The following is a 17,450-nucleotide window of genomic DNA, read 5'->3' as shown; positions in this document are numbered from 1 at the left end:
TCGTAAGTAGAACCTGTTGCAGTTTTTCGGGTGCGCGCCTAGGGTCGAAGCTGTGCGGACACGAGTCACCGAGCTATTCGGCATCGAGTACCCGATCTTTGCGTTCAGTCACTGCCGCGACGTGGTCGCGGCGGTGAGCCGCGCCGGCGGCATGGGCGTCCTCGGCGCCCTGCACTTCACTCCCGAGGAGCTCGAACTCGAGCTCAAGTGGATCGACGAGCATGTCGGCGGCAAGCCCTACGGCGTGGACGTGGTCATGCCCGCCAAGTACGAGGGCGCCGACCTGGGCGACGCCGAGGAAATGCTCGGCAAGCTGCAGAGCATGATCCCCGCCGAGCACCGGAGGTTCCTGGAGGACCTGCTCGCCGAGCACGGCGTCGAGCCGTCCACCGGCACCGCGACGAAGGCGCTGCTCGGCTGGACGGACCAGACCGCCCGCCCGCAGGTCGAGGTCGCGCTCAAGCACCCGATCGCGCTGCTGGCCAACGCGCTCGGCCCGCCCCCGGCGGACGTCGTCGAGCAGGCCCACGAGCACGGCGTGAAGGTCGCGGGCCTGGCGTCCAGCGCACGGCACGCCCGCAAGCAGGTCGAGGTCGGCGTGGACATCATCGTCGCGCAGGGCACCGAGGCCGGCGGTCACACCGGCGACGTCTCCACGATGGTCCTGATCCCCGAGGTCGTGGACGCGGTCGGCGACGAGACGATCGTGCTCGCCGCGGGCGGCATCGGCCGGGGCCGGCAGATGGCCGCGGGCATGGCGCTCGGCGCGGACGGCGTCTGGACGGGCTCGATCTGGCTGACCGTCGAGGAGGCCGACACCCCCGAGCGGGCCCTGCCGAAGCTGCTCAGCGCCACCTCCCGCGACACCGTCCGGTCCCGTGCCTGGACGGGCAAGCCCGCGCGCTTCCTCAAGACCGCGTGGACCGAGGCGTGGGAGGGCGAGAAGTCCCCCGGCTACCTTCCGATGCCGCTGCAGTTCATGCTGATCGCGGACGCCCTGCCCCGTATCCAGCGCTCGGGCGACGGCGAGCTGGTCACCTTCCCGGTCGGCCAGATCGTCGGCTCGATGAACCGGGTCAAGCCGGCCGCCCAGGTCGTCTACGACCTGATCGAGGAGTACGTCGAGGCCATCGAGCGCCTCAACACCATCACCGAAGCCTGACGCTCCGCCCCCAGGCCCCCGGCCGGCGCTGTCCCCCCGGCGCCGGCCGGACCTCGGGCCGCACTCAGTTCTCGGCGCCGCCGAGGATCTCCGCCATGAACCCTTCGTGAGATTGTGCACCGGGGCGCCCGGCGGCCTCCCACTCGTCCAGCGCGGCGGAGACGGGACACCGGCTCTGTGCGGAGGGCGTCTCCTGTGCCGGAAAGGTGCTACTTGCCGTGGTAGACGGCGGGGCGCTTTTCCTTGAAGGCGCGGGAGCCCTCCTTGGCGTCCTCGGAGCCGATGACGGGCCAGCCGATCTCGTCGGAGACCTTGAGGGCCTCCTCCTCCGGGAGGTGGGCGGTCTCGCGGTAGGTGCGCAGGATGCCCTGGACGGCGAGCGGGCCGCATCCGGCGATCTGGTCGGCGAGTTCGCGGGCGGCGGCGAGCGCGGTGCCGTCCGGGACGACCTTGTTGATCAGACCCATCGCCAGCGCCTCCCGCGGAGTCACCGAGCGGGCCGTCAGGAGGATGTCCATCGCGTTGGCGTAGCCGATCTGGCGGGGGAGCCGGATCGCCGAGCCGCCCATCGGGAACAGGCCGCGCTTCGCCTCGTACAGGCCGAGGGTCGCGCTCTCGGCCACGACGCGCAGGTCGGTGCCCACCAGGAGTTCGGTTCCGCCGGCGACCGCGTAGCCCTCGATGGCGCAGATCAGCGGCTTGGTCGGCTGGCCCTCGCGCAGCAGGCCCTTCCAGTGGAAGTTCGGAATCCGCGCCATGCGCTCCTGGACGCGCGGGTCCGACGGCTGCCGGCCCATCGCCTTCAGGTCGGCGCCGGCGCAGAACGTCCCCCCGGCGCCGGTGAGGATGCCGACCCGCACCTCCGGCGTGTCGGACATGTAGGCCCAGGCGTCGGCGAGGCCGACCAGCATGGACGAGCTGAGCGCGTTGCGCGCCTCGGGCCGGTTCATCGTGACGATGACGACGTGGCCGTCGCGCTCGACGATGCAGTGCTCGGTGCTGATCGGCAGCCGTTCCGCCATGGTTCCTCCAGCTCGAAATAAAACGAGAACAGATTCTAGTTAAGCCGCCGCCCTCCCGGTAGGTCTTGAACTGCAAAACGAGAACGTGATCTACTTTGGACTTCGGGTGCCGCGGTGTGACGGTGCTCACTATGATCACGTAGGGAGAACCGATGGGGTCATTGGGCTTCTGGCGGTTGGCGCAGGCCGATCCCGAGTGGATCGCCGCCGTTGATCCGGACGGAACGGAACACGCCGCGGGCGATCTGCTGGCCCGCTCGAACCGGCTCGTTCACGGGCTGCGCGCGCTCGGCCTGGAGAAAGGCGACGGCATCTGCGGGCTCGTCCCGAACGGTGCCGAGGGCCTCGTGCTGTACCTGGCGGCGTTGCAGGCCGGCTGGTACTACACGCCGATCAACTGGCACCTGACCGGCCCGGAGATCGGCTACATCGTCGCCGACAGCGAGGCCAAGGCGTTCTTCGTCCACGAGCGGTACGCCGAGGAGGGCGTGCGCGCGGGCGAGGAGATCGAGGCGCACCGGCGGTTCTCGTTCGGCGACGTCGCGGGCTTCCGGCCCTACGAGGAACTGGTCGAGGGGCGGCCCGACACGCTTCCGGACGACCGCAGCAACGGCGCCACCATGCACTACACGTCCGGGACGACGGGACGGCCGAAGGGCGTGAAGCGGGCGCTGGCCGGCTTCGACCCCGACGACAGCGCCGAGCTGATGACGTTCCTGCCCGGCATGTTCGGCATCCCGCCGGGACGTCCGGCCGGGGGCGAGCACCAGGCCCATCTGATCACCTCGCCGAACTACCACACGGCCGTCACCCAGTTCGGCGGCACCGCCCTGCACATGGGCCACACGCTCGTCTACATGGACAAGTGGGAGGCCGAAGACACCCTGCGGATGATCCAGGAACACCGGGTCAGCAACACCCACATGGTGCCGACGCACTTCAAGCGGCTGCTGGCGCTGCCCGAGGACGTCCGGTCGCGGTACGACGTGTCGAGCATGAAGTGGGCGATCCACGCGGCGGCGCCGTGCCCGGTGCCGATCAAGCGGCAGATGCTCGACTGGTGGGGCGACTGCATCTGGGAGTACTACGCGGCGACCGAGGGCGGCGGGACCATCGCGAGCCCGGCCGACTGGCGCGCCCACCCCGGCACCGTCGGCAGCGCGTGGCCGATCAGCGAGCTGCTGATCGTGGACGACGACGGCAACCCCGTCCCGAACGGCACGCACGGCACGATCTACATGAAGATGGCCGGCGTCCAGTTCGAGTACAAGGGCGACAAGGAGAAGACGGAGAAGAACCGGCTCAAGGACTACTTCACCGTCGGCGACATCGGCTACCTCACCGACGACGGGTTCCTGTTCCTGTCCGACCGCAAGGCCGACATGATCATCTCGGGCGGCGCGAACATCTACCCCGCCGAGATCGAGAACGAGATCATCCTGAACCCGAAGGTCGCGGACGTGGCCGTGTTCGGCATCCCGGACGAGGAGTGGGGCGAGCAGATCAAGGCCGTCGTCGAGCCCGCCGAGGGCGTCGAGCCGGGCCCCGCCTTCGCCGAGGAGATCCTCGCGTCGCTGGAGGGACGGCTCGCCAAGATGAAGTGGCCGAGGTCCATCGACTTCATCGAGACGATGCCGCGCGAGCCCAACGGCAAGCTCCTCAAGCGCAAGCTGCGGGACCCGTACTGGGAGGACCGCGCCAGTGCCATCTGACACGGGGCCATCTGAGCCGAACCACGTCCTGGGGTTCCCGGGCGGCTACACGCGCTCGGTCGGCCCGGTGATCGGACGGTTCCTCAGCGAGCTGCGCGACGGCCGGCTGGTCGGCGTCCGCACGGCGGCCGGGAAGGTGCTGGTCCCGCCGTCGGAGTACGACCCGGACACCGGCGAGGACGTGACGGACGAGTTCGTCGAGGTCGGCCCGGCCGGGACGGTCACGACATGGTCGTGGGTGCCGCGCCCGGCGAAGGAGCACCCGCTCGGCCGCCCGTTCGCGTGGGCGCTGATCAGGCCGGACGGCGCCGACACCGCGATCCTGCACGCGCTCGACGTCGGCGTCTTCGAGGAGGGCGCGAAGCCTCCGCGGTTCCTCAAGTCGGGCATGCGGGTGCGGCCCCGCTGGCGTCCGGACCGCTCCGGCGGCATCGGCGACATCGAGTGCTTCCAGCCCGAGGTCACGACGATCAACGCGCCGACGCGGCTGGAGTACGAGCTCAAGGGCGGGCGGGCGCTCGGCCGCTTCCTGGAGGGCATCTCCCAGGGCAGGATCCTCGGTCACCGGTGCCCGGTGTGCGAGCAGGTCATCGTCCCGATGAAGGGCCTGTGCCCGCGCGACGGCGTCGCCACGAGCGAGGAGGTCGAGCTGCCGGACACCGGCACCGTCACCACGTTCGCGGTCAACAACATCCCCGACCCGCGCGCCCCGGAGGTGCCGTTCGTGTCGGCCTACGTCCTGCTGGACGGGGCGGGCCTGACGATGCTGACGCTCGTCGCGGGCATCCCGGCGGACCAGGTCCGGATGGGCATGCGGGTGAAGGCGGCGTGGCGCCCCCGCGAGGAATGGGACCGGACGATGGCCAACATCAAATGGTTCGAGCCCATCGACGAGCCCGACGTCCCCTTCGAAGAGATCAAGGACTTCATGTGACGCGCGGGAGGGCGGCTGCTCGCCGCCGGACGGAGGGAGGCGGATGAGCAGGGACATCGCGGTGGTCGCCTTCGCGCAGACCAGGCACAGCGGCGAGGATCTGGGGCTGGCGGAGATCGAGATGCTCGCCCCCGTCATCACCGAGATCAAGGAGAAGACGGGCCGGCGGCGGTTCGGCTTCACCTGCTCCGGCTCCTGCGACTACCTCGCCGGCGCGCCGTTCGCGTTCGTGTCGGCGCTGGACACGGTCGGCGCGTGGCCGCCGATCTCCGAGAGCCACGTCGAGATGGACGGCGCGTGGGCGCTGTACGAGGCGTGGGTGAAACTCCTGCACGGCGACATCGACACCGCGCTCGTGTACGGGTTCGGAAAGTCGACGCAGGGCCACCTGCGGGCGATCCTGACGCAGCAGCTCGACCCGTACACGGTGGCGCCGCTCGGCATCGACGCGGTGTCGCTGGCCGCGCTCCAGGCCCGCGCCTACCTGGAACGGTCGGGCGCCAAGGAGGACGACCTGCGCGCCGTGGCCGCCCGGTCCCGCGCCGCCGGCCGCGGCAACCCGTTCGCGCTGCACCTTCCCGACCCGGACGGCTCCGCCGCCGACCACGACTACGACGTGGCCCCGCTGCACCCCTACGATGTCGCGCCCGTCACCGACGGCGCCGCGGCGATCGTCCTCGCGGCCGGCGACACGGCGCGCGAGCTGTGCGAACGTCCCGCGTGGATCACCGGGATCGACCACCGCACCGAGGCGCACGCGCCGGGCGTGCGCGACCTGACCCGTTCGGAGTCGGCGCGCCTCGCGGGCGAGAAGGCGGGCGCGGACGGCATCGAGGTGGCGGAGCTGCACGCGCAGTACACGCACGAGGAGCTGATCCTGCGGGAGGCCCTCGGCCTGGGCGACGACGTGACGGTCAACCCGTCCGGCGGGGCGCTGTCGGCGAACCCGATGATGGCGGCCGGCCTCATCCGGATCGGCGAGGCCGCGGCCCGCATCCACGACGGGACGGCGTCCCGGACGCTGGGGCACGCCTCGTCCGGTCCCTGCCTTCAGCAGAACCTCGTCTGCGTCCTGTCGGGAGAGAAGAATGGCTGACCGTTGCGCGATCATCGGCGTCGGGCAGACGGCGTACCGGACGAAGCGGCTGGACGTGTCGATGGCCGGGCTGCTGCGCGAGGCGGCCAAGCGGGCGCTGGAGGACGCCCAGCTGACCTGGAAGGACATCGACGCGGTCGTCGTCGGCAAGGCCCCCGACCTGTTCGAGGGCGTGATGATGCCGGAGACGTTCCTCGCGGACGCGCTCGGCGCCACCGGCAAGCCGATCATGCGGGTGCACACGGCGGGCTCGGTCGGCGGGTCCACGGCGATCGTCGCGGCGGGCCTGATCCAGGGCGGCGTCCACGAGCGCGTCCTCACGATCGCGTGGGAGAAGCAGTCGGAGTCGAACGCGACGTGGGCGCTGACCGTGAACTCGCCGTTCACGACGTCCCTCGTCGTGGGCGCGGGCGGGTACTTCGCGCCGCACATCCGCGCCTACATGCGGCGGTCCGGCGCGCCCGACCACATCGGCACGCTCGTCGCGGTCAAGGACCGGCAGAACGCGCTGAAGAACCCGTACGCGCACCTGAAGATCCCCGGCATCTCCCGCGAGATGGTCGAGTCGACGCCGATGCTGTGGGAGCCGATCCGCTACCTGGAGACGTGCCCGTCCTCGGACGGCGCGTGCGCGATGGTGCTGGCCTCGGAGGACGCGGCCAAGAAGGCGCCGTCCCCGCCCGCCTGGGTGCACGGCACGTCGATGCGCTCGGAGCCGATGACGTTCGCCGGACGCGACAGTGTCAGCCCGCAGGGCGGCAAGGACGCGGCGGCGGACGTGTACCGGCAGGCCGGCATCACCGACCCGCGCCGCGAACTCGACTGCGCCGAGGTGTACGTCCCGTTCTCCTGGTACGAGCCGATGTGGCTGGAGAACCTCGGGTTCTGCGGTGAGAGCGAGGGCTGGAAGCTCACCGAGGCGGGCGCGACGGCGCTGGACGGCGACATCCCGTGGAACGCCTCCGGCGGCGTGCTGTCGTCCAACCCGATCGGTGCGTCCGGGATGATCCGGTTCGCGGAGGCGGCGCTGCAGGTGCGGGGCCTGGCGGGCGAGCACCAGGTGGACGGTGCGCGCCGCGCGCTCGGCCACGCCTACGGCGGCGGCGCCCAGTTCTTCGCGATGTGGATCGTCGGCAGCGACAAACCCTGAAAACTCTGGCCAAGGCGCGCAAACCCCTCCGGAGGATCCCCGATGGAGTTCAACCACGCTGACCTGTTCGAGGGAGTCGCGGACGCGATCGGGGAGCGTGTCGCCCTGGTGTGCGGCGACCGGCGGCTCACCTACGCCGAGCTGGACGAGCACGCGAACCGGCTCGCGCACCATCTCCAGGACGCGGGTGTCCGGCCCGGCCGGCATGTCGCGATCCAGCTCTACAACGGCGTCGAGTACGCGGCCGCGCTGCTGGCGGCGCTGAAGATCCGCGCGGTGCCGGTCAACGTCAACTACCGGTACGTGGAGAGCGAACTGCTCTACGTGTACCGGGACTCCGACAGCGTCGCGCTGCTGTACGACGCCGAGTTCGAGGACCGGGTCGCCGCCGTCGCCCCGCGGGCGCCCGAGCTGCGGCATCTGATCGCGGTGGGCGGCGCCCCGTCCATCCCGGGCGCGGTCGGCTACGACGAGGCGCTGCGGAACGCGGACGGAACCCGCGGCTTCCCGGCGCGGTCCGCCGACGACCGCTACATCATCTACACGGGCGGGACGACCGGGATGCCGAAGGGCGTCATGTGGTCGACCGAGCAGATGCTCCTGGCGTTCTGGAACCCGGCGTACCCGCCGCCCGCGAAGCCCGAGGACGTCGTGGAGAACGCGCGGGGCGGCGGCCCGATGGTGATGATGCCGGTCGCGCCGCTGATGCACGGCGCCGCGCAGATGGCGACGTGGATCGCCTGGTTCATGGGCGCGACGCTGGTCTACACGCGCAAGTTCGACGCGGCGCAGGTGTGGCGGACGATCGAGCGGGAGAAGGTCAACTCGCTGACGATCACCGGGGACGCGATGGCGATCCCGATGGCCGACGAGCTGGAGCGCGGGACCTACGACACCTCGTCCCTGCTCGCCTACGTCTCCACCGGCGCGATCTTCACCGGGACGGTCCGCGACCGCATCCAGCGGCTGCTGCCGAACACGATGATCCTCGACCGGTTCGGGTCCACCGAGTCGGGCTCGACGGCCGCGGCGGTCGCCGGCTCCACCCCGGAGAAGGGGCTGCGGTTCGCGCCGGACGTCGAGGACGTCACCGTCCTGGACGATGCGCTCCGGCCGGTCGAACCGGGTTCGGGTGTCATCGGCCAGGTCGCCCGCACCGGTTACATCGCGCAGGGCTACTACAACGACCCGGAGAAGACGGCGAGGACGTTCCCGGTGGTGGACGGCAGGCGCTGGCTGCTCACCGGAGACATCGCGACCGTGGAGGAGGACGGGTCGATCGCCGTCTACGGGCGGGGGTCGCAGGCCATCAACACCGGGGGCGAGAAGGTGTTCCCGGAGGAGGTCGAGGCCGTCCTCAAGGGGCATCCGGCCGTGTACGACGCGGTCGTGACGGGCGTCCCGGACGAGCGCTGGGGGAGCCGCGTCGCGGCGGTCGTCCAGCCGTCCGGGGACACGCCGTCCTCCGCCGATCTGGACGCGCACTGCCGCAGGGAGCTGTCGGGTTACAAGGTGCCGCGCGTCTACGCGTTCGTGGACGAGGTGAAACGCTCCCCGGCGGGCAAGGCCGACTACCGGTGGGCCAAGCAGATCGCGGAGGAGGCGCAGTAAGAGAGGAGGCACGGTAAGAGCGGTGTCTCGTGCGCCACACACCGCCCCCGTGGTGGCTCTGTCCAGAACCGGCCACTAGGCTTTATCTGCACAGATGCAGAGGGAGAGGTGGGCGTGTCGACCCCGGAGCGCGAGCGGATGGTCGGGGAGCTGCAGGCGGCGATGCAGCGCGGCACCATGTTCACGGTGCTGCTCCATCACGCCACCGCGAGCAAGGCGGGCCTGAACGTCACCGACGCGCAGTGCGTGAACGCGCTGCAACTGGACGGGCCGCAGACGCCGGGACGGCTCGCGCAGCTCATGGGCATCACGACCGGCGGCGCGATCACCGCCGTCATCGACCGGCTGGAGCGCGCCGGCTACGTCAAGCGCACCCGTGACCCCGACGACCGCCGGCGCGTGATCGTCGAGCTGGTCGAGGAGAACGTCGCCGAGTTCGCCCGCTACTTCGAGCCGATCGCCCGCGCCTTCCACGCGAACCTCGACGCCTACTCCGACGAGCAGGTGGCCACCCTGCTCGACTGGTTCCGCCGCACCGGCGCGGCGATGCCCGGAATCATCGAGGAGATCCGGAACCTGCCCTAGCCCCGCATCCGGCCCGTTGGACGCACTTGGCCACGCGCAGGGATGCGGCGTGCGGCCTCATGGCGCAAGGCCGAGGACTGCCGTCGCCTTGTTCGCCGCGTCGAGCACCGTGCCGACCAGCTTGTCCCGGGCTTCGCTGAACCGTGATGTCGGTGCGACGATGCCGACGGCACCGACTATGGAACCGTCATGTTTGAAGAACGGGGAACCGATCGCCGTGATGCCGGGGCTGGAGTCGATGTCAACGGCCCACCCCCTTGCCCGGACCTCTTCGAGTTCCTGGAGCAGAGCCGTGCGAAAACGCCGCTGGGCGGTCGGGGCCATGCCGGTCAGGTTGCGTGCGATGATCTCGTCCCGCAGCGTGGCATCGGCGTGGGCGAGTACCGCTTTGCCCGCTGCGCGGTGCGGCTCGTTGCCCGTGAGGCCGATGTAGAGCCCGCTGGCACGCAGCGGCTGCGACCCTTCGACCAGGACTTTCAGGATCACGTTCCTGTCGTCGAGAGTCGACAGGAACGAGGTCTCGGCGGTCGTGTCGGCGAGTTCGCCGATGATGCTCGCGAGCTTGTCGTTGATGTTGAAACTGAGCTGGTAGGTCCGGAACAGGGCGCCCACGCCGGCTCCGAGCCGGAGTGTGGCGTCGGCCCGGCGTTCGAGGTAGCCACGCGCGAGCAGCGTCCGCATCAGGTGGTAGCAGGTCGTGATGTTCAGGCCGAGGCCGGCGGAGACCTGCTGCACCGTCGGCGCGGACTCGGCGGCGGCCACGTACTCGAGAAAGCTCAGTGCTCGCTCGACTGTCTGCAGCGTCTGCTGGGCGGGCTTATTCGAAGTGCTGTTCACTATCTGAAATTATCAGGTTTGTGAGGCGGGCGCCGCCCGATGCAGCGGGGCGTTGAGCCGGTCGGTGAACGCGTCGAACGCCCGGACGGGCGGATAGGCGTCGGGGTCGACGATCACGTCGATGACCGTGGTGTGGCCGGAGTCCAGCGCTTTCCGCAATGCGGGGGCGACGGCGTCCGGGCGATCCACCACGATCCCCGTGGCTCCCACGGCGGTCGCGATGGCGGCGTGGTCCACGGGGTCGAACTCCACACCGGTGGTCGTTTCGCCGAACACGGCGTTCTCGGCATGCCGCTGGGCTCCGAGGACCGAGTTGTTGAGCACCACGACGGTCACCGGAAGGCGCTCTCGCACGGCGGTTTCCAGCTCGGACCAGACGTGTGCGAAGCCACCGTCGCCGACGACCGCGATGACACGCCGTCCGGGCGCGGCGATTTTCGCGCCGAGGGCCAGCGGCAGCCCCCACCCGAGGCCGGCCAGACCTCGTGGCATGAGGAAGCGCTGACCGGGCCGCTTCGCCAGGAGGTGGCCGGCGATCCAGAACGAGGAGTAACTGGCGTCGGCGACCACGATGTCGTCGGGGTCCAGGAGCCGGCCGAGCTCGGCGAAAAGGCGTTCCGGGGCGATGGGGGTCTCACCGGATTCCAGCAGCGGGGTGACGGCCTCGAAGTGCTGCCGGCGGCCGGCGGCGATGGTGGCTCTGAGCTCCTGCGACCGGGCGGCGCGGAGGGAGAGATCGGTCGCCGCCAGGGCGGCCGTGAGGTCCCCGAGCGCGGCCCGCGCATCGCCGAGCAGGCGTACGGACTCGTAGTTTCGTCCCACCTCAAGCGGGTCGACGTCGATGTGGATATAGGTGGCGTCGGGGGACGTCAGCGTCCAGCCCTCGGTGCCGTTCTCATTCGTCCGGGTACCGACCAGCAGGACGACATCGGCTCCGGCGATCAGGGGGAGGTGAAAGTGCGCGGGTCCGCGCTCGCCGGTGATGTTGGCGGCGACCCCCAGTGACAGCGGACCCGATTCGTCCACGGCGCCCTTGCCCATGTTCGTCGTGACCACGGGCAGGTGGGCGATCTCCTGCAGCGCGGCCAGTTCGGCCACCGCGCCCGAACCGTGCACTCCGCCGCCCGCGACGACCAGGGGTGACCGCGCCGTGGCGAGGAGCCGCGCCGCCCGCGCCACCGCGGCGGCGTCCGGCCGGGGACGGTCGAGCGGGAAGGCCCCGAGATCCGCGGTGCGCGCGAATCGCCCCGCCGCGGCGGGCCTTCCGAGGACGTCCCGGGGGACGAGCAGGACGACCGGCCCGGGCCGTCCGCTGTTCGCCATGGTGAACGCCTGGTCGATGGCGTCCTCCACCCGCGCGGGGTCGTCGATGCGCCGCGTCCACTTCGAGACGCTCGCGAACAGCGCGAAGTGGTCCAGTTCCTGGAAGGCGTTGCGGTCGCGGCTGCCTGACGGCACCTCCTGCACCAGCACGAGCATCGGTATCGACGCCTTGAGTGCCTCTCCCATCGGGGCGACGAGCAGGGTCGCGGCGGGGCCGTTCTGGGCCGCCACCACCCCGATCCGGCCGGAGATCCGGGCGAACCCGTCGGCCATCGCGCCGCCCGCGTTCTCCGTCCGGTACAGGATCTGGCGGATTCCGATGCGCTCGGCGGCGAGCATCAACTCGGTCGGATTGCTCTGGCCGAGGATCGTCTCGACCCCGTGACGGGCCAGTGCACCTGCGATGACGTCGGAAACAGTGGTCATGTCCGCACCGTTGCAAATTATGAACCGCATGTCAAATATCGAATATTTCAATATTTGAAGCAAGGTTCAGATATTGACACGGTGGTGACGTGGCTCATACCGTCGGAGGGTGAGCGCGCCCCTCGCCACGAAGGATCTGGAGGTCCCATGACCATCGACACGGGTGAATCGCAGCTGAGCCCCGTGCTCTGCCTGCACTCGCTGTTCCTCGATCCGCGCTCCTTCGACGGCCTCGTCGCCGCCGGAGCCGGGCGCTTCCGGTTCATCGCGCCGGAGTTCCCCGGGCAGGCCGGCCGCCTGGACGAAGCCGACGCGACCGTGACCATGGATCAGTGCGCCGACGACGTGCTCGCCCTGGTCGACCGGCTCGGTCTCACTTCCGTGTCGATCGTCGGGCAGTCGATGGGCGGCGACGTCGCGGTCCGCATAGCGGCTCGCCGGCCCGAGCTGGTCGGCAAGCTGGTGCTGATGGGCTCGTCGGCGGGGGCCGAGACCGACGAGAACCGCGACCTGTTCGGGGCGTTCGTCGACAGGTTCGAGCGGGAGGGATTCACCCCGGAGGTCGTCGACTTCGTCAAGGGCATCCTGTTCGCGGCGACCGTTCTCAACGACCCGGCTCGCTCCGACATCCACGAGACGTGGACCAGGCGTCTCGGCGAACTCTCCCCCAGGCTCGCCCATGCCGCACGGGGCGTCGTCCAGCGGGAGAGCGCGCTCGCCCTGCTGCCGCTGATCACCGCGCGGACGCTCATCATCTCCGGGACCCAGGACCGGGCCCGCCCGCCGGCCTGGTCGGACGAGATGTTCGAGGCGATTGCGAACGCCGAACTCTGGCGCATCAAGACCGCGGGTCACAGTCCCTGTCTCGAAGACCCGGACGCCGTCATCCCGCGCGTCCTCGAATTTCTCGCCCGGCGCGGAACGGAGAAGGCGACATGACCCCTCCCCCCAGGCTTGCGGCGGACTTCCTCGCCCGGCCGCACCGGCTGTTCATCGGCGGCGAGTTCGTCGATGCCCTCGACGGCAGGACGTTCGAGACGATCGATCCGGGCACCGGCAAAGTGCTCGGCACGGTGGCGGAAGCATCGGAACGGGACGTCGATCGCGCGGTGGCCGCGGCCCGTCGCGCCACCGAGGGCGCATGGGCGGCCATGTCGCCCAGCGAGCGGGGCCGCATCGTGCACCGCGTCGGCGACCTGATCGCCGAGCACGCCGAAGAACTCGCGGAACTGGAATCGCTCGACAGCGGAAAGCCGGCCGGTGCGGCGCTGGCCGTCGAGATCCCGCTCGCCGCGGACATGTTCTGGTACATGGCCGGCGCGGCACGGCGGATCACCGGGACGACGGTCACGCCGTCGGTGCCCTACATGCCGGGCCAGGAGTTCCACGCCTACACGACCCGCGAACCGCTGGGCGTCACCGGGCAGATCATCCCCTGGAACGTTCCGATCCTGATGGCCGCGTGGAAGCTCGCCCCCGCACTGGCCACCGGCAACACCGTCGTCCTGAAGCCCGCCGAGCAGACGCCGCTGACCGCCCTGCGGATCGGTGAACTCCTCATCGAGGCCGGCGTCCCGCCGGGCGTGGTCAACATCGTGCCGGGACCCGGGGAACGGGCCGGAGCCCATCTGGCCGCGCACGAAGGCGTCGACAAGATCGCTTTCACCGGCTCGACCGAGGTCGGCCGCAGCATCGTGCGGGCCGCGGCCGGCAACCTCAAGCGCGTCTCACTGGAGCTGGGCGGCAAGTCGCCGAACATCGTCCTCGACGACGCGGACGTCGATGCCGCGATCGCGGGAGCCGCGCTGGCGATCTTCTACAACCAGGGCGAGGTGTGCTCCGCCGGCAGCCGTCTCTACGTGCACGAGTCCCAATTCGACCGAGTCGTCGAAGGTCTCGCCGAGCATGCGCGCGGCATCCGGGTGGGCTACGGCCTCGATCCGGACACCGACATGGGCCCCCTGGTGTCGGCGGAGCACTTCGCACGGGTCGGCCGATATCTCGACCTGAGCAAGGAGTCCGGGGGCCGGACCCTGGCCGGGGGCGGTGCGCTGGACCGCGACGGATACTACGTGCAGCCCAGTGTGATCGCGCGGCCCGACCGGGACCATCCGATCGTCCGGGAGGAGATCTTCGGCCCGGTCGTCACGGCCCTGCCGTTCAGCGACATCGACGATCTGGCCGCGCAGGCCAATGACACCATCTACGGCCTCGCGGCCGGGGTGTGGACGCGCGACCTGTCGAAAGCGCACCGGCTGGCCAAGCGGCTGAAGGCCGGAACCGTGCACGTCAACACCTATCACGTCTTCGGCTCCGAGCTGCCTTTCGGCGGATACAAGCAGAGCGGCTGGGGCCGGGAGAAGGGCGACGCCGTGCTGGAGCAGTACCTCGAAACCAAGTCCGTCGTCGTGGCGCTGTGAAATCCGAGGATGGGCAGGCATGACCGAAATACAGACGGCCGCCGGGCCTGTCGATTCCCGTGAGCTCGGCCGGACACTCGTCCATGAGCACGTCTTCGTGCTCGGTGAGGAGTACCGGCAGAATTACCAGGACGATTGGGACGAGGACCAGAAGGTCGAGCAGGCGGTCCGCGACCTGAACGAGCTCAAGTCCCTCGGCATCGACACCATTTTGGATCCCACGGTTCTGGGGCTCGGCCGGTACATCCCGCGCATCGAGCGCATCGCCGCGCGAACGGACCTGAACATCATCGTCGCGACCGGGCTCTACACCTTCAACGACCTTCCGCACCAGTTCCTCAGCCGCGGGCCCGGCCTGCTCATCGACATCGAGGAACCGCTGACCGAACTGTTCGTCAAGGACCTGACGAAGGGGATCGGCGACACCGGCGTGCGCGCGGCCTTCCTCAAGTGCGCCATCGACGCCCAGGGTCTCACTCCCGGTGTGGAGCGCACGATGAGGGCGGTCGCGCGGGCCGGTGTCGAGACCGGGGCTCCGATCACCGTGCACACGCACGCCGGATCCGAGGCCGGACTGGTCGCGCAGCGGGTTCTCGCGGAAGAGGGCGCCGATCTGAGCCGGGTGGTGATCGGCCATGCGGGTGACAGCACCGATCTGGACTATCTCTGCCGCCTGGCGGACGCCGGTTCGCTGCTGGGTCTCGACCGTTTCGGGCTCGACGCGTTCCTGCCGCTCAAGCAGCGGATCGACACCCTCGTGGGTCTCGTTCGCCGGGGCTACGCGGAGAGCATCGTCGTCTCGCATGATGCGTCCTGCTTCATGGACTTCGTCTCGGTGGAGGAACGCCCCCAACTGGGTGAGAAATGGAACTACCGCCTTCTACCCACGGAGGTCATCCCCGCATTGCGCGAGGCGGGTGTCGCTGACCGCACCATCGAAACCATTCTCGTGGACAACCCGCGCCGGTACTTCGAGGGGGCGGGGGCATGACCGCGGCGAAGGACCGCCACCCGGCCCTGTCCGCCGCCCTCTGGCACGCGGCTCCCGACCCCGACCACTCGGACAGCACCATCGGGGACGTCCTGACCCATGCCGCCGCACGGTGGGGGGATCGGACGGCACTCGTCGAAGGTGTCGTGGGGGAGCATGGGCGGCGTTGGACCTTCGACGAACTGCTGGAGGAGTCCATCCGCGTCGCCCGGGCCCTGCTCCGGCGATTCAGTCCCGGTGAGCGCCTGGCGGTGTGGGCCGGAAACGGCCCGGAGTGGATTCACCTCGAATTCGGTGCCGCGCTCGCGGGATTGACCCTGGTCACGGTGAATCCCGCCTTCCGGCAGGCCGAACTGGCGTATGTGCTGGAGCAGTCCCGCGCGTCGGGCATCGTCGTGCAACCGCGGTACCGATCGACCGAATTGCTGCCGACGGCCCATGCCGCGCGGGCCGGCACCCAGGTGCGCGAGGTGATCTCTCTCGGGGACTGGGACGAATTCCGGGCCGCTGAGAGCAGCGCGCGCGACGGCCTGCCGTATGTCGCGCCGGAGGACCCCGCTCAGATCCAATACACCTCGGGGACCACCGGGCGGCCGAAGGGAGCGCTGCTCAGTCACCGTGGGCTCGCCGCCAACGGGCGGCGGTACGCGACCGTCACAGGCGCGCGTCCGGACGATGTGTGGATCAACCCGATGCCCCTGTTCCACACCGCGGGCTGCGGGCTGGTGACGCTCGGCGCCCTCCAGACCGGCGGCTGCCACGTGATCCCCGCCGGGTTCGACGCCGACCTCATGCTGGACCTGTTCGAAGCCGAGCGGGGCACCATCATGCTGAGCGTGCCGACCATGTTGATCCGCATGCTCGAACGGCGGGCGGACCGGCCGCGCGATGTGTCGAGCTGGCGGCTGACCACGCTCGGGGGCGCGCCCGTACCGCTCGATCTGGTCCTGCGCGCCCAGCGTGAGCTCGGGGTCGAGGTCGGCATCGGGTACGGCCAGACAGAGGCGTCGCCGTACATCACGCACACCGCCGGCGGGGATCAGGATGCGGAGACGCTGGCCACCGTGGGGCGGCCGCTGCCCGGAACCGAGGTCAAAATCATCAGCCTCGGCTCCGGTGAGGTGGCCGGGGTCGGCGAACTCGGTGAGATATGCACCCGCGGCATCTGCGTGATGACCGAGTACTTCGACAACGCCGCGGCGACCGCCGAGGCCATCGACGCCGGCGGCTGGCTGCACACCGGCGATCTGGGGACCATGGACGCGTCGGGGCTCGTCAGCGTCCAGGGCCGGCTCAAGGACATGATCATCCGCGGTGGCGAGAACATCTTCCCGCGCGAGATCGAGGACGTCCTCTACACCCACCCCGGAATCAGCCTGGTGACGGTGATCGGACTGCCGGACGCCGAATGGGGCGAAACCGTGGCCGCATTCGTGGTGGCGGCCGGCGGGGCACGGCTCACCGAGGACGAACTCGACGCCTTCTGCCGCGCCCGGCTGGCCTCCTACAAGGTTCCGCGCAGCTGGCACTTCCGGAGCGAGCTGCCGCAGACCGCGTCCGGGAAGATCCAGAAGGTGGTGCTCCGGGAGAAGTACCTGGCGGGCTAGCCCGCGAGGCGGCCGCGCAGCAGGTCCATGAGGGTCGCCTGGACGTCGGCGAACGACCGTCCGGGCTGGAGGGCGCGCCAGTCGAGCGCGACCGTCAGCACCATCCCGAACACGGCGGACGCGGCGGTGCCCGTGTCGAGGTCGGAGCGCAGGTCCCCGGCGGCGACCGCGTCGCGCAGCACGTCCGCGACGACCCCGATGGCGCGTTCCCGGATCAGCCGGGCGGTGTGCTGCCAGTCGCCGCCGGACCGCCATGTCTCGGCGATCAGCAGCCGGGCGAACGACTCGTGCTCGCCGATGTAGGCCAGTTCGGCGGCGACGACGGCCTCCAGCGCGTCCAGCGGGGCCCGGCCTCCCGCCGCGTCGCGCAGCGCGGTCGCGAGCCGGTCGACCCCGTACTCCAGCAGCGCCGCGAACAGCGCGGCCTTGCTGCCGAAGTTGTAGTAGACGGTGCCCTTGGCGACCCCGGCCCGCTCGGCGATCTGGTCGACGGTGGTCGCGGCGAGCCCGCTCTCGGCGATCAGCTCGATCGCCGCGGTGAACAGCCTCTCCCGGGTCGCGCTGCGGGCCACGT

General features: G+C 70.2%; 15 protein-coding genes. 11 read left to right on the top strand and 4 right to left on the bottom strand.

The window, feature by feature from the left end; translation table 11 throughout:
- Positions 1 to 52: 52 nt before the first annotated feature.
- Positions 53 to 1,162 (top strand): NAD(P)H-dependent flavin oxidoreductase, encoded by a 1,110-nt coding sequence (locus tag ACQP1N_RS28450; RefSeq protein ID WP_433227613.1) that lies wholly within the window; start codon positions 53 to 55, stop codon positions 1,160 to 1,162.
- Between the two features lie 209 nt (positions 1,163 to 1,371).
- Here the strand turns inward: ACQP1N_RS28450 and ACQP1N_RS28445 are convergent, their stop codons facing one another.
- Positions 1,372 to 2,184 (bottom strand): crotonase/enoyl-CoA hydratase family protein, encoded by an 813-nt coding sequence (locus ACQP1N_RS28445; RefSeq protein WP_433227612.1) that lies wholly within the window; start codon positions 2,182 to 2,184, stop codon positions 1,372 to 1,374.
- A gap of 152 nt (positions 2,185 to 2,336) precedes the next feature.
- On the opposite strand from ACQP1N_RS28445, the gene ACQP1N_RS28440 reads away from it, so the two are divergent.
- The 6 genes from ACQP1N_RS28440 to ACQP1N_RS28415 all read left to right on the top strand — a co-directional run bounded on the left by ACQP1N_RS28440 (position 2,337) and on the right by ACQP1N_RS28415 (position 9,272).
- Positions 2,337 to 3,896 (top strand): acyl-CoA synthetase, encoded by a 1,560-nt coding sequence (locus ACQP1N_RS28440; RefSeq protein WP_433227611.1) that lies wholly within the window; start codon positions 2,337 to 2,339, stop codon positions 3,894 to 3,896.
- Entirely contained in the window at positions 3,886 to 4,830 is a 945-nt protein-coding gene (locus tag ACQP1N_RS28435; RefSeq protein WP_433227610.1) for a Zn-ribbon domain-containing OB-fold protein, read from the top strand. The genes ACQP1N_RS28440 and ACQP1N_RS28435 overlap by 11 nt, the downstream gene beginning before the upstream one ends.
- Before the next feature lie 43 nt (positions 4,831 to 4,873).
- The gene (locus ACQP1N_RS28430; protein WP_433227609.1) at positions 4,874 to 5,926 is read left to right on the top strand and encodes a thiolase domain-containing protein; all 1,053 of its coding nucleotides are present in this window, start codon (positions 4,874 to 4,876) and stop codon (positions 5,924 to 5,926) included.
- Positions 5,919 to 7,076 carry a thiolase domain-containing protein gene (locus ACQP1N_RS28425; RefSeq protein WP_067805988.1) on the top strand — a complete coding sequence of 386 codons (1,158 nt, stop codon included), beginning with the start codon at positions 5,919 to 5,921 and terminating at the stop codon, positions 7,074 to 7,076. Before ACQP1N_RS28430 ends, ACQP1N_RS28425 begins: the two co-directional genes overlap by 8 nt.
- Before the next feature lie 42 nt (positions 7,077 to 7,118).
- On the top strand, positions 7,119 to 8,687 hold the full coding sequence (locus ACQP1N_RS28420; protein WP_067805985.1) for an acyl-CoA synthetase: 1,569 nt from the start codon (positions 7,119 to 7,121) through the stop codon (positions 8,685 to 8,687).
- Positions 8,688 to 8,801: 114 nt separating this feature from the next.
- A complete protein-coding gene (locus ACQP1N_RS28415; protein ID WP_207393947.1) occupies positions 8,802 to 9,272 on the top strand; it encodes a MarR family winged helix-turn-helix transcriptional regulator in 471 nt (156 codons plus the stop codon).
- Positions 9,273 to 9,329: 57 nt separating this feature from the next.
- Here ACQP1N_RS28415 and ACQP1N_RS28410 read toward each other — a convergent pair whose 3' ends face one another.
- Together ACQP1N_RS28410 and ACQP1N_RS28405 are read right to left on the bottom strand one after the other, a co-directional pair.
- Positions 9,330 to 10,109, bottom strand: coding sequence for an IclR family transcriptional regulator (locus ACQP1N_RS28410; RefSeq protein WP_433227608.1), 780 nt, complete (start codon positions 10,107 to 10,109; stop codon positions 9,330 to 9,332).
- A gap of 12 nt (positions 10,110 to 10,121) precedes the next feature.
- A complete protein-coding gene (locus ACQP1N_RS28405) occupies positions 10,122 to 11,858 on the bottom strand; it encodes an acetolactate synthase catalytic subunit (protein WP_433227607.1) in 1,737 nt (578 codons plus the stop codon).
- A gap of 147 nt (positions 11,859 to 12,005) precedes the next feature.
- Here ACQP1N_RS28405 and ACQP1N_RS28400 point away from each other — a divergent pair, with 147 nt between their 5' ends.
- From ACQP1N_RS28400 to ACQP1N_RS28385, 4 genes are read left to right on the top strand one after another with little or no spacing between them, the layout of a single operon-like run.
- The gene (locus ACQP1N_RS28400; RefSeq protein ID WP_067805967.1) at positions 12,006 to 12,797 is read left to right on the top strand and encodes an alpha/beta fold hydrolase; all 792 of its coding nucleotides are present in this window, start codon (positions 12,006 to 12,008) and stop codon (positions 12,795 to 12,797) included.
- Positions 12,794 to 14,278, top strand: a complete 1,485-nt coding sequence (locus ACQP1N_RS28395) for an aldehyde dehydrogenase family protein (RefSeq protein ID WP_433227606.1) — start codon at positions 12,794 to 12,796, stop codon at positions 14,276 to 14,278. The genes ACQP1N_RS28400 and ACQP1N_RS28395 overlap by 4 nt, the downstream gene beginning before the upstream one ends.
- Before the next feature lie 19 nt (positions 14,279 to 14,297).
- On the top strand, positions 14,298 to 15,269 hold the full coding sequence (locus ACQP1N_RS28390; RefSeq protein WP_433227605.1) for a phosphotriesterase family protein: 972 nt from the start codon (positions 14,298 to 14,300) through the stop codon (positions 15,267 to 15,269).
- The gene (locus ACQP1N_RS28385; RefSeq protein ID WP_433227604.1) at positions 15,266 to 16,876 is read left to right on the top strand and encodes an AMP-binding protein; all 1,611 of its coding nucleotides are present in this window, start codon (positions 15,266 to 15,268) and stop codon (positions 16,874 to 16,876) included. The genes ACQP1N_RS28390 and ACQP1N_RS28385 overlap by 4 nt, the downstream gene beginning before the upstream one ends.
- Here the strand turns inward: ACQP1N_RS28385 and ACQP1N_RS28380 are convergent.
- On the bottom strand, positions 16,873 to 17,448 hold the full coding sequence (locus ACQP1N_RS28380) for a TetR/AcrR family transcriptional regulator (protein WP_433227603.1): 576 nt from the start codon (positions 17,446 to 17,448) through the stop codon (positions 16,873 to 16,875). The genes ACQP1N_RS28385 and ACQP1N_RS28380 overlap by 4 nt on opposite strands.
- Between the last annotated feature and the right edge of the window lie 2 nt (positions 17,449 to 17,450).

This window comes from Actinomadura formosensis, from assembly GCF_050948385.1.
GTDB lineage: Bacteria > Actinomycetota > Actinomycetes > Streptosporangiales > Streptosporangiaceae > Spirillospora > Spirillospora formosensis.
Note: the sequence above shows the minus strand (reverse complement) of the source record. Positions and strands in the feature narration are given on the sequence as shown.